General features: G+C 43.4%; 10 protein-coding genes. All 10 read right to left on the bottom strand.

The annotated features are described in order from the left end of the window. Positions 1-25 precede the first annotated feature (25 nt). Positions 26-1,312, bottom strand: a complete 1,287-nt coding sequence (yfmH, locus tag AC0C66_RS01145; protein ID WP_072182677.1) for an EF-P 5-aminopentanol modification-associated protein YfmH — start codon at positions 1,310-1,312, stop codon at positions 26-28. Next, a complete protein-coding gene (yfmF, locus tag AC0C66_RS01140) occupies positions 1,309-2,589 on the bottom strand; it encodes an EF-P 5-aminopentanol modification-associated protein YfmF (RefSeq protein ID WP_072182678.1) in 1,281 nt (426 codons plus the stop codon). Before yfmF ends, yfmH begins: the two co-directional genes overlap by 4 nt. Before the next feature lie 252 nt (positions 2,590-2,841). Next, on the bottom strand, positions 2,842-4,053 hold the full coding sequence (gene bcbE, locus AC0C66_RS01135; protein ID WP_072182691.1) for a bacillibactin exporter BcbE: 1,212 nt from the start codon (positions 4,051-4,053) through the stop codon (positions 2,842-2,844). A gap of 137 nt (positions 4,054-4,190) precedes the next feature. Then, positions 4,191-4,916, bottom strand: a complete 726-nt coding sequence (locus AC0C66_RS01130; protein WP_014113830.1) for a GntR family transcriptional regulator — start codon at positions 4,914-4,916, stop codon at positions 4,191-4,193. 143 nt (positions 4,917-5,059) lie between these two features. Then, positions 5,060-7,420: a DNA translocase SpoIIIE gene (spoIIIE, locus tag AC0C66_RS01125; protein WP_133063220.1), complete on the bottom strand. Its 2,361-nt coding sequence runs from the start codon at positions 7,418-7,420 to the stop codon at positions 5,060-5,062. Positions 7,421-7,549: 129 nt separating this feature from the next. Continuing rightward, positions 7,550-7,762, bottom strand: coding sequence for a YlzJ-like family protein (locus AC0C66_RS01120; RefSeq protein ID WP_041520957.1), 213 nt, complete (start codon positions 7,760-7,762; stop codon positions 7,550-7,552). Then, entirely contained in the window at positions 7,759-8,496 is a 738-nt protein-coding gene (gene tepA / locus AC0C66_RS01115) for a translocation-enhancing protein TepA (RefSeq protein ID WP_003220980.1), read from the bottom strand. Before tepA ends, AC0C66_RS01120 begins: the two co-directional genes overlap by 4 nt. A 116-nt stretch (positions 8,497-8,612) precedes the next feature. Further along, positions 8,613-10,280 carry a ribonuclease J2 gene (gene rnjB, locus AC0C66_RS01110; RefSeq protein ID WP_072182680.1) on the bottom strand — a complete coding sequence of 556 codons (1,668 nt, stop codon included), beginning with the start codon at positions 10,278-10,280 and terminating at the stop codon, positions 8,613-8,615. A 178-nt stretch (positions 10,281-10,458) separates the two neighbouring features. Next, entirely contained in the window at positions 10,459-11,331 is an 873-nt protein-coding gene (dapA, locus tag AC0C66_RS01105) for a 4-hydroxy-tetrahydrodipicolinate synthase (RefSeq protein ID WP_014113826.1), read from the bottom strand. Between the two features lie 30 nt (positions 11,332-11,361). Beyond that, the gene (dapG, locus tag AC0C66_RS01100; protein ID WP_003220974.1) at positions 11,362-12,576 is read right to left on the bottom strand and encodes an aspartate kinase; all 1,215 of its coding nucleotides are present in this window, start codon (positions 12,574-12,576) and stop codon (positions 11,362-11,364) included. Positions 12,577-12,647: the final 71 nt, after the last annotated feature.

The raw sequence follows: 12,647 nt of genomic DNA, 5'->3' as shown, positions 1-12,647 counted from the left end.
CCCCTCACACTGGAGGGATGTTTGTTTATGATTTAGGAACAACCTTGCAGACAGTCAGTCTGTCTGCAGCAATTTCCTCTTGTATGACTTTCTGGACATCCTCGAGGGTAATTTGCTCGAGAACCGTTACGACGTCAAACAGGCTCATATCCAAGAAAGCATAACGGGTAAATTGATTGGCAATGTATTCAGGTGAATTCAGCGCTTTTAAGAATGTACCGATCTTTTTCTTTCTGGCAAGTTCAATCTTTTCAGCAGTAATCAGTTCACCGGCGCGCAGAAGCATGCTTGAAATGTCTTCTGCCAATTGATCAGGCTCCGGCGTATCGCCGCCGATCGCCGCAAAACCGAACCCATATTCAGCAGTAAAATCAAAGCTGAACGTTTCGTCAATATACCCTTTTTCATAAAGTGATTCGTACTGGGCAGAGCTTTTGCCGAAAAGAGATTCAAGCAATAAGTTCATTGAAAGTTCATGCTTTAACAGCTCTTTGCCTAATTTAAACGGATTCTTTGATTTCAGCCCGACAAGGCATTTCGGTCCCTGCACATTCATTTTGATCTCTTTTTCTTTTCGGAAAACAGCTTCTTGCTCTTTCACTTCTTCCCGTTTGATCTCCGGCTGGTCAGTATACGGCTTTCTCTCCTGATTTTCTCTTACCTGAGAAATGATCGCTTCAGGATCTACAGGCCCGACAATAAAGAGGAGCATGTTGCTCGGGTGATAAAACGTTTCATAGCATTCATAAAGAAAGTCTTTTGTAATATGTGAAATGCTTTCCACTGTTCCTGCTATGTCAATTCTGACAGGATGTTCTTTGTACATGTTTTCAATGACCCCGAAGTAAAGCCTCCAATCGGGGTTGTCGTCATACATGTTAATCTCCTGCCCGATAATCCCTTTTTCTTTTTCAACCGTTTTTTCAGTAAAATACGGGTCCTGTACGAAATCGATGAGCGTCTCTAAATTGCGTTCAACATTTGATGTGCTTGAGAAAAGATAAGCCGTTCTTGTAAATGACGTAAACGCATTTGCAGAAGCGCCCTGTTTGCTGAAATCTTGAAAAACATCTCCGTCCGCTTTTTCAAACAGCTTGTGCTCAAGAAAATGGGCAATGCCGTCCGGCACGTGAACCATCTCATTTTTATCTAAAGGGACAAACCGGTTATCTATAGAGCCGTACTTTGTTGTAAAGACCGCATATGTTTTGTTGAAGCCTTTTTTCGGCAAAACGTAAACGTCAAGTCCGTTCGGCATTTTTTCATGGTACAGCGTCTCCTGAAGCTGTTCGTATTCGATTGGTTTGATCAAGATGCACCCTCCGTCCCTTTTAAGAAATAAGTCGTATCAAGCTGAATCTTTTCGCCGACTTTCACGATATCCTCTTTTGTGACCTGCTCAATATTGGCAAGAAATTCTTCGATAGGAATATCGACTTGGGCAGCGGCCTGCTGATATAAAAATTCAGATAAACCGTACGCTGTATCAATGGTTTCCAGCACTTGATTTCGAATGACAGCCTTTGTCTGAGCGATGTCCTGCTCGCTGAAGTCGCCGTTTTTCATTGCCTGAAATTGCTCAGCAATAATAGAAACAGCCTGTTCGTAATTTTTCATTTCAATGCCCGACATCACCATTAACAAGCCTTTAAAACTTTCTATACGCGAAGCGGCGTAGTATGCAAGACTGGCTTTTTCCCGAACATTGATGAAAAGCTTGGAATGAGAGAATCCGCCGAACAATCCGTTAAACACTTGCAGAGCAGGATATTCCTGATCCGTATAAGTGATGCTGGTGCGGTAGCCGATATTCAGCTTTCCTTGTTTGACGTCTTCTTCATCAATTACTTCTTTAGGCTGGGCTTTTTGCTCAGCGTGATTGTTTTCAGGCGTGCCGAGGTTGCGCTCTTTTGCTTGGAAATACTTATCAATTGCCGCTTGCACTTGGTTACTGTCCACATCGCCAACGACATAAAGATCGAGCTGGTCTTTTTGGATAGCGCTTTGATATGCTTCATATAATTGATCGGCCGTAATGGCATCGACATCGTCGATTTCCCCATTGACATGGAGCGCGTAAGGCTCATTTTTGCACATTTCCTGTATCAGCCTTAAATTCGAGTAGCGCATTTTATCGTCATAGACGGCTTGGATTCTTTGCTTGAGCGTCCGTTTTTCCTGAGCCACATATTGTGATTGAAAAGCGCCTCCTTCTAAAGCAGGTGAAAAGACGATTTCTGCAAGAAGCTGCAGTCCTTTTTCAAGAAGCGGCGTTTGATCTTTTAAATATTTTTCATTCGGGACTTCAAGCCTGAACGTAATGACGTGCCGCTCTCCTTTTTTCGAAAGATCCGCCGAAACGGACGTGCCGTATAGTTCATCCAAATAAGAACGCAACTCTGCGGTTTTCGGATGGCTTTTTGTTCCGCGAAGAAGCACATGCGGAAGCAGCGCTCTTTTGGTGACTTGGTCCTTTGTCAGCGGTGCAAGCATTTTAAAAATAAGCGAGACGGTTTTGAATTTTTCTGTTTTTACAATGTGTGCGGTTAAACCGCCGTGCTTTGTTTTGATTTCATTTACATATGACATATGGAACCTCCTTCGTTCATTTCTTATTAGTATGTATTATGACCAATTTTCAGCATCCGCAGAAACACTCTTTCATGTAATTATAGCAACTGTAGGATTTATAAGGAAACAATAACCTCCGCACGACAGGACGGAGGCTGTATAGGTTAATCCATTTTCTATCTGAAAGACCTCTGTTTGCGCCTGCAGAACGACAGTTGTAAACTGCAAGAGAGAAAGATTTTTCGCTATCACAGCAAAAAAGACGGTTGGCTAGACCGTCCCTAAGTTTTTTTCTTCCTCTTCACTTTTTTTAGCATCCACAGTAAAAAGCACTAAGAATAAAGCAATGATGCTGCAAAACGCCGATAGAATGAAAATCAGCCAGTTTGCATTAGACATTAATGCCGCAAACACAGGTGGACCGAGAGCTACTCCTATAAAGCGCATGCTATTGTAAAAGGAGGAAATGGTTCCGCATTGCTCACTTTCAATTCCTTCGGTTATCAGTGCATCTAAAGCAGGAAGCGCCATTCCAATCCCAATCCCGCCAAAGCTTAAAAAGACAAATAAAAAATAAAAACTGTGGTTCCACCACAAGGCAATAAACGACAGGGTTAACAGAATCATTCCCGTAACAACGCAAAATTTCATTCGGACTTTATCTTTGCCAATCTTTTTGCCTGCTATAAATGAACTGGTTGACAAAAATAAAAGTGGGATTGCCAGTAATCCGCCTTTAGCCACTCCGTCAATGGCATACTTGTTCTCCAGCGTATCTGACAAATAAAATAATACGCCAAATAACAAAAACATAATCACACACCCGATAATAAAGACCGTATAAAGCCAGCGCCCATCCTGTTTAAAGATTTTCCGCACACTCTTGATAAATTCAGAAACTGCTGGCGCATCTTCATCTTCTTCAGGCTTGGCCACCAGAAACAACACGAGCAAAAAGCTGATCAAACAGAAAAACGGAATAAACCAAAATGGGACAAACCAGTACCAGGAAGCCAGTAAGGCGCCAAGTATCGGACTCAATACCTTCCCTGACGTGTTGGCAGTTTCAATATCACCAAGGCCGGCGCTGACCTTTTCATCGTCTCCTTGAAACAAATCGCCGATAAACGGCATAACGATAGGAGCTGCCCCTGCAGAGCCGATACCTTGAAGAACCCGACCCGCCAAAATCATAGCATAAGGATTTTTCATATAGGTTGAGGCAAAAGCAGCCACCAACCCACCTAATCCTGCAATGAGGAGGCATGGAAGCAATATTTTTTTTCTCCCGAATCGATCCGACAAATATCCGGCAATCGGAATGCAAATAATCGCTACTACTGAATATACAGTAATGATTAAAGACACTTGAAATGAAGTCACAGACAGCTTTTTCTCCATCATCGGAAGAACAGGAATCAGCATGGAGTTCCCTAGTGTCATCACAAGCGGTACGGAAGACAATGCAATAATATTTTTCATTCCATTTTTCTCTCTCAACATTTTCACCCATTCACTTTCTTGTCATCCCTTATATGTTGCGTTAATCGGAGTGAAAGTATGTACAAAGAAACATGAATCAGTGCAAATAAAAAAACAGACACATCACAGCGCCCGTTTTAGAATCGTTTACGCAAAACATGAAATCTGAATTTGTCCGCTCTAAAATAGTTTAATGAGTAAAGCACCGGTTTATCGTGCTGATCGTAATGGGTTTGTTTTAACAGCAAAAGAGCTGTTTCCGGATCGCATTCCAGCACTGGAGAAATGGTATCATGATAGCCGATCGGTTCAATATCAGTCACGGCATAGCTGATCACGGAGCCTGAATTTTTCTCAAGCAGGTCAAACATGGATTCTTGCTGATGAGAGAAAGAATTCGGCAAAATATCCATCGGAATTTTGTCTATACAATACACAATCGGCTGTCCGTTAGCTGTTCTGACTCGTTCGAGGTAAAAAAGTTCTTGCTCATCTTCCAAATGAAATCTCTTAATATCATCTTCAGACGGCATAAGCACTTGGGATGATAGAAAAATCGTACCAGGCGTCATATTTGCCTGTTCTATCATCTTCGTTACACTGTTCAGCTGTTCAATGCCCGAAAGAAATAACGGCTTAGAATGGACAAAAGTGCCTACACCATGTCTTCTGATAATGACATGCTCTTCTTCCAGTATCCGCAAGGCTTCTCTAAGCGTCGCTCTGCTGACACCAAGCTTTTTGGAAAGCTCAAATTCAGAAGGCAGCTTTTCCTTCTCAGTGTAAATGCCATTTTTTATATCCTCTTTAATTCGTTCAATTACTTTCAAATACAAGTGCCGATTATCAGCTTTTGTAGACATGTTTCCCCTCCGTAAACCACTTTCGATAAAAATTATTGAACAATTGGGACAACTATATCATGTTTTGTCGAAAAAATAAATAGCAAGGTTATTAGTTTACATAATGTTATTATTGATAACTAGAGAAAGCTGAACTCCCTTCATTAAGAAGAGAGCTCATCATATTTCTCTTTTGATAATAAGACTTCCCTAGGTTTGCTGCCTTCATACGGCCCGACAACGCCCCGTTCCTCCATGGCGTCAATCAGGCGCGCCGCTCTCGTATAACCGATCCTGAATCTTCTTTGCAGCATTGAAACAGATGCCGTCTGCATGCCGACGATTAATTCAACAGCTTCATCATAAAGATCATCGGTAACTTCGGAATGAGTTTCCGTTGTCTCATCAGGAATCATTTCTTCCTGATATTGCGCTTTCTGCTGCGTAATCACATGGTCGACGACCTTTTCCACTTCGTCATCCGACAAAAATGCTCCCTGCACACGGACAGGTTTATTAGCCCCGACAGGCAAAAACAGCATATCGCCGCGGCCGAGCAGCTTCTCAGCGCCACCCATGTCAAGAATCGTCCTTGAATCCGTCTGTGAAGATACGCTGAACGCGATTCGTGACGGAATATTCGCTTTGATGACCCCTGTGATAACGTCAACCGACGGCCGCTGTGTCGCAATAATGAGATGGATGCCGGCAGCCCGCGCCATTTGGGACAATCTCGTAATTGAATCCTCCACATCAGATGAAGCGACCATCATGAGATCGGCAAGCTCGTCCACAATCACAACGATATACGGCAGCTCCGGCTGTTTCGCTCCTTCTTCGTTGGCACGTTTTATATAATCATTGTATCCTTCAATATTTCTTGTACCCGTATGAGAAAATAATTCGTACCGCCGCTCCATTTCATTGACAACCTTTTTCAAAGCCTGTGACGCTTTCTTCGGATCAGTTACAACCGGAGCAAGCAAATGCGGAATCCCGTTGTAGACATTCAGCTCTACCATTTTAGGATCGATCATCATCATTTTCACTTCATGCGGTTTCGCGCGCATCAAAATACTCGTAATAATGCCGTTGACACAGACGCTCTTCCCGCTTCCTGTTGCGCCTGCGACTAAAAGATGGGGCATCTTGTTTAACTCAGCCAGCACAGCTTCACCTGAAATATTGCGGCCGAGTCCAATTAGCAGCTTTGCGTCCGGTCTGTCATTCAATTTAGAATCCAGCACTTCCTTCAGCGATACCATCGCCACTTCTGCGTTCGGAACCTCAATTCCGATTGCTGATTTGCCTGGTATTGGCGCTTCGATCCTGATATCCTTTGCAGCAAGTGCAAGCGCTAAATCATCGCTTAAATTGACGATTTTGCTAACCTTCACTCCGACATCAGGATACACTTCATATTTTGTTACGGCCGGCCCGAGATGAACCTGTGTGACTTTCGCCTTTACGCCAAAGCTTTGGAAGGTGCGTTCGAGCTTTCTCGCATTTTCATAAATATTCTTTTTATCTGCCTGCTGGCCAGTATGCTTCGGATCTGCCAGTAAATCAAGTGACGGCATCTCATAATCCTTATTTTCAAGCTCCGTAAAGGTCATAGGCGGAGCAGAAACAGTTTCCTGATCACCTGTCTCAGTCTGGATGTCCTGAATCGGCTCTGGTACAGGTTCAGCACGTTTTTCTATGACTGGAGGCTCTTCATCTTCATTACGATCTGAAAAGCTTGAGATAATCGGCTCTGAATGAATAAGAGGCGATATCGTTTCCAAATCCCCCTCTTCATCAGAAGGCTCCGGTTCCATTTGCTGTTTTTTGCGGGCCGGTTTTTGTTTTTTGCTCGGCACTTTCGTTTTTTTCGATGACTTCATATTGGTTTTGACGGATTTCATATCATCAATAAATGCAAACCATTGTTCTTTTATAAAACGGCCAATCGGGCTCATCCACTTTTTCAGCGTTTCTTGAAGAGAGCGCCCTGTGACTAAAATCATTCCGATCAAAATCATAACAATCGCCATGATCTGAGAACCAGTTGACGCAAATAAAAAGTGTGAAGCCGCAAATAGCAACGCACCGATCATCCCTCCGCCTAAATCAGGTGAAGCGGAGCTGCCCTTCATGTCCATCAAAAACAATTCCCATGTGTTGCGCACCACGCTTGCGGACTCAATAGACCCTTTGTGCGTCAAATTTTTAAACAGCTGCACGTGAGAAAGCAGCAATATGCTTGCGATAATACAGTACAATCCGGCCTTTCGTCTCGTTAATAGGCTTGGCGTTTTCTTCTTCCAAAACAGCGAGACTCCTAACACTAATAAACCTAACAAGCATAAAATAAACCACTCTCCAGCAAAAAAGCGGAACAAGTAAATAAAGGTTTGCCCGACTACCCCCAGCTGCAGAATCGCAATAATTGAAATGGCTATACACAGCAATCCGTTGAGTTCGTATTTTATATTGAGCTGTTTCGCCTGTTTTTTTCTTGATTTTCGTTTTTTCTTTGCCACACTCATCACCTTACTGCGTTAAAAAATGTAAGTTCATACATAATGAAGAAAGCAGCCGATTACAGGCTGCGTTTTTTCTGTAGGATTCCCCTATTATAGCATATTTTGCCCTTAAAAAAGGGATGGATCTTATACGTTTAATTTCAGCTTTTGTCCCGGTGAAATGTCCGGGTGCAGAAAATGCATTGGATTTGTGCTCATGATTTGAATAACTTCCGCTTCATTGCCTTTCATCTCGACAAGAAGCGGCACACCTCTATATTCAATTTGCTCATGTGCGCTTGTCTGTTGGTTCTGTTCAGCAAAAACAATTTCCTGCGGCATCATAGTATACAGAATCATTGAATCATCCGTCCTTCTTCTGCTCTTGCTTCCTCGATCAGCTCGTTCAGTTTATTGATCGCTTGTCCGACTCCTCCGACGTGATCGATCAATCCGTACTCGACAGCATCCTTACCAACGACATTTGTTCCGATGTCGCGTGTTAAGTTTCCTTTTGAAAACATCAGCTCTTTGAACTTATCTTCGTTTACATTTGAGTGGCTTGTTACAAATTTAACAACTCTTTCTTGCATCTTATCCAGGTATTCAAACGTTTGCGGCACACCAATTACCAGTCCTGTCAGCCGAACGGGATGAATCGTCATCGTTGCTGTTTCAGCAATATAGCTGTAATCACAGGATACCGCAATCGGAACGCCGATGGAATGCCCTCCGCCAAGCACGATGGAAACGGTCGGTTTTGATAATGATGCCAGCATTTCCGCTATTGCGAGACCCGCCTCAACATCTCCTCCGACAGTATTTAATATAATCAGCAGGCCTTCAATTTTGGGATTCTGTTCAATTGCCACAATCTGCGGGATGACATGCTCATATTTTGTTGTTTTGTTTTGCGGAGGAAGCTGAACATGGCCTTCTATTTGTCCGATAATGGTCAGACAATGAATATTTGTATCTTGGGGCAGCTGCGGAAGCGTCGTTTCACCAAGCTGCTGTATTTTATTCATAATGCTGTCTTTCGCGTCATTTTTTTCAGGACGCTCTTCTTCTGCGTTTTCCATACGATGATCCATTTCGCTTTCACCCTTTCCGAATTTCTCTTTGTATTATGAACAAAGATACTCAATTCAATCCCGGCTTGAAAGGCAAAAAAATAAAGACCGGAGCAGCTCCGGTCTTTATTCAGACATTATACTTCCATAATAATTGGGATGATCATCGGTTTGCGTTTCGTTTTTTCGTATAGGAATTGGTTCAAAGCATCTCGCATTGCCTGCTTCAGCGTTGACCATTCAACATTTGATGTTTCAGTCGCTTCTGTCACGATGGAACGGACAAGCTCAGTAGCCTGTACGATAAGGCCTTCAGACTCTCTTACATAAACAAAACCGCGAGTGATAATTTCTGGTCCTGATACAAGATGTTTCTTTTGTTTATCAAGTGTAATGACAACGATTAAAATTCCGTCTTGTGAAAGCAAGCGGCGGTCTCTTAATACGATATTGCCGATATCACCGACACCCAAACCATCAATTAAAATATTGCCGTACGGAACTTTATCCCCAATTTTTACGTTTTGGCCGCGGAATTCAACGACGTCTCCTTTTTCAATTAAGAAGATATCACTGCGCTTCATGCCGATTTCTTCAGCGATTTTTGAATGAGCTTTTTGCATTCTGTATTCGCCGTTTACAGGAATTAAATATTTTGGTTTAAGCAGATTGATCATCAGCTTTAACTCTTCTTGTGAGCCGTGGCCAGATACATGGACACGCTTTTGTGCAAAGATGACTTGTGCACCGGCTCTCGCAAGAAGATCTACTGTTTTAGAATAAATGAGTTCCTGCCCAGGGATTGGAGTTGACGCAATGACAACCGTATCCCCTTCTTCAATGTTCAGCTGTTTATGAGCTTTGTTTGCCATTCTTGTCAGTGCAGCTAACGGTTCACCTTGGCTGCCGGCTGTAATAATGGCCACTTCGCGCTTCGGATATTTCTTGACATCCTGTACAGAAATAAACAATTCATCATCTGCTTCAATATATCCAAGCTTTCTTGCCAGCTGCAGGACAGATTGAAGATTTTTTCCGGCAACGGCAATCTTTCTGCCATTTTGAGCCGCTGCATGAATGACTTGCTGAATCCGGTTAATATTGGATGCAAAAACAGCAATAATCACCCGGTTCACTGAATTATACAGCGCGTCCGAAATTTCTCCGCTGACAGCAGCTTCCGAAGGTGTATAGCCCGGGCGCTCCGCATTTGCACTGTCGGAAAGCAGGGCAAGTACGCCGCTATTGCCGATCTTGGCGATCTCGCCAATGTCGCACGTTTGGTTAAGTGCAGGCGTTTGGTCAAATTTGAAGTCTCCCGTGCATACAATAGATCCAAGTGATGTTTTAAGACTCACACCTACAGAATCAGGGATGCTGTGAATCGTTCTAAAGAACGATACTTTAGTCGATTCAAATGTAATGACAGATTTGGAGTGAATTTCTCTTAAATCAGTTTTTCGGTTATGTCCGTATTGTTTTAATTTTTCTCTTAATAGCGCAAGCGTCAGCTTTGTTCCGTACACTGGAACGGACAGCTTGTTCAATAAGTAAAAAACGCCGCCGATATTTTCATCGTGCCCGTGCGTTAAAAAGATTGCCTTGACGCGGTCAGCCCGTTCAATCAAATATGATATGTCAGGAATCACCACATCAATACCGAGCATTTCGTTTTCTGGATGCATAAGGCCGGCATCTACAACAAATATGTCTGCGTCAATTTCGATGACATAAAGGTTCTTCCCAATTTCTCCGACACCGCCAAGGGCGATAATTCTAACGTTTTCTGTATTTTTCTTTTTCAAAATCTATATCCTCCTAGTCTCATACCCGTCCATCATCACTTGTTCCTATTATAACTGAAAGTAAATTTAGAAAACAAGATAAAGCAGAAGGTTTAGGGAAAACCAATATGTATAAGAAACGGTCAAACTCAGCTGAATGTGAGAATGACCGCGTTTGTTTCACTGTATGAAATTTTTCTTACAGTTCGCTGATCGTGCTGCTTAAGCTCAGACGTTCATCCTCGGTTAACGGAACAAGAGGAAGACGCACTGAACCGACATCAAGGCCTCTCAGCTGAAGCGCTGTTTTGACAGGAGCAGGATTAGGCGCTTTAAACAGTTCCTTCATAATCGGCAGCAGTTTCTGATGAATCAGTGCCGCATTAGCTGTTTGCCCATTCGTATAATTTTTGATCATTTGCTGCATATCAGAGCCTGCGATATGGCTCGCCACTGACACAACTCCTCTTCCTCCAACTGAGAGAATAGGAAGCGTCAGGGCGTCATCCCCTGAATAGACAGAGAAGTCTTCCGGCGTTTCTGCAACAATTTTTGTAATCGCTTCGAGGTCTCCGCTCGCTTCTTTAATCGCAACAACATTCGGAATGTCTGCCGCCAAACGGATCGTCGTTTCAGGAGCAAGAGAAGCAACCGTACGGCCCGGCACATTATAAAGCATAACCGGAAGAGACGTTTCAGCCGCAATTGCTTTAAAATGCTGGTACATTCCTTCTTGAGAAGGCTTATTGTAATAAGGCGTAACAAGCATGACTGCGTCTACGCCCGCTTCCTCAGCTTTTTTTGTCAGCTTAATGGAATCTTTCGTGTTGTTGCTTCCAGTACCCGCAATAACCGGCACCCGACCGTTCACTTCTTTTACCGTATATTCAAAAAGCGCAATTTTTTCTTCAGTTGAAAGGGTCGGAGATTCTCCAGTTGTTCCCGCTACTACTAAAGAATCCGTTCCGTTTTTCAACAAGTAATCAATCAGTGTAGACAGTTTTTGAAAGTCTACGTTCCCTTTATTGTCAAAGGGTGTAATCATCGCTGTAGACACATTTCCGAAATTCATTTTATTCACCTCATCATGATTCAATCACATTTACTTGGAAAGTTCAAACACTTCATGCAAAGCGTTTACAGCAGGTCCCATATCGGCTTCATGGACAAGCACCCATATCGTCGTATGGCTGTCAGCCGACTGAAGGATCGGAATTTCTTTTTCTGATAGAGCAGAAACGATTTTCGATGTGACACCAGGAACACCCATAATGCCCGCTCCGACCGCCGATACTTTCGCGCAATTTCTGGTTACCATCGGATCATAGCCCATATCCATTAAAATACGCTGAGCTGTTTCTGTTTTATTCCCAGCCACCGTATATACGATTTCACTAGGTGTAATGTTAAAGAAATCGACACTGATTCCCGCATTCGCCATCGCCTTGAACACTTCAGTCTGAACGTTATACTGGCCAATTTTGGCAGGCACTTTGAACTGAGTGACATCTTTGACATGGGCAATTCCCGTAATCAGCCTTTCAAAAACATCGCTTCCGACTTTGGAAGAGTGATGCGATGTCACCAATGTGCCCTTATCTTTCGAATAAGTCGAACGGACACGGATCGGAACCTTGGCCTGCATCGCAATTTCCACAGCCCGCGGATGAATGACCTTCGCCCCTTGATACGCCAGGTTGCAAATTTCTGTATATGTCACGACAGGAAGCGGTTTCGCATTTTCCACCACTCTCGGGTCAGCAGTCATCACACCTTCTACATCGGTGAAAATATCGATGTATTCCGCGTCAACAGCTGCTCCGAGTGCGGCTGCGGACGTGTCGCTGCCCCCTCTGCCGATCGTTGTTGTATCACCCTTTTCAGTTGCGCCCTGGAATCCTGCGACGACTACAGCGTCATGATTCGCGAGCACACCGAATAAACGCTCCGGTCTCATTTCAATGATTTTCGCATTGGTATGCTGATCATTCGTTAAAAAGCCAGCCTGAGCCCCTGTCAGCGCAGCTGCTTTCACACCGTTATCAAGCAGCATGCTTGTAAAGACGACAGAGGAAATGGTCTCTCCGCAAGATAAAAGCAAATCCTGCTCCCGTGGAGAAATCGCTGACTGATCGCCGTAAAGCAGTCCCAGCAAAGAATCTGTAGCGTACGGGTCTCCTTTCCGGCCCATCGCTGAAACGACAACGACAACCTTATATCCTTCACTGATTGCTTCTTTAATATGCTCTAAAGCCAGTTTGCGGCCTTTATCATCTTTTACAGATGTTCCGCCGAACTTTTGAACAATTATCTTCACTGTTTTCACTCCAAATTATTCGGACGTAACAGAAGAGAGCAGGCTGATAGTGCCTTACTCTCTTCTATTCG

The organism is Bacillus sp. VA13 (assembly GCF_055710085.1).
The sequence above is the reverse complement of the archived record's forward strand: the minus strand, read 5'-3'. Positions and strand labels throughout refer to the sequence as shown.

Excerpts from the sequence above, each read along its gene's own strand:
- dapA (WP_014113826.1), bottom strand. The coding sequence starts at position 11,331 with ATGAATTTCGGAAATGTGTCTACAGCGATGATTACACCCTTTGACAAT.
- AC0C66_RS01120 (WP_041520957.1), bottom strand. The coding sequence starts at position 7,762 with ATGATTCTGTATACTATGATGCCGCAGGAAATTGTTTTTGCTGAACAG.
- yfmF (WP_072182678.1), bottom strand. The coding sequence starts at position 2,589 with ATGTCATATGTAAATGAAATCAAAACAAAGCACGGCGGTTTAACCGCA.
- AC0C66_RS01130 (WP_014113830.1), bottom strand. The coding sequence starts at position 4,916 with ATGTCTACAAAAGCTGATAATCGGCACTTGTATTTGAAAGTAATTGAA.
- tepA (WP_003220980.1), bottom strand. The coding sequence starts at position 8,496 with ATGGATCATCGTATGGAAAACGCAGAAGAAGAGCGTCCTGAAAAAAAT.
- bcbE (WP_072182691.1), bottom strand. The coding sequence starts at position 4,053 with ATGAAAAATATTATTGCATTGTCTTCCGTACCGCTTGTGATGACACTA.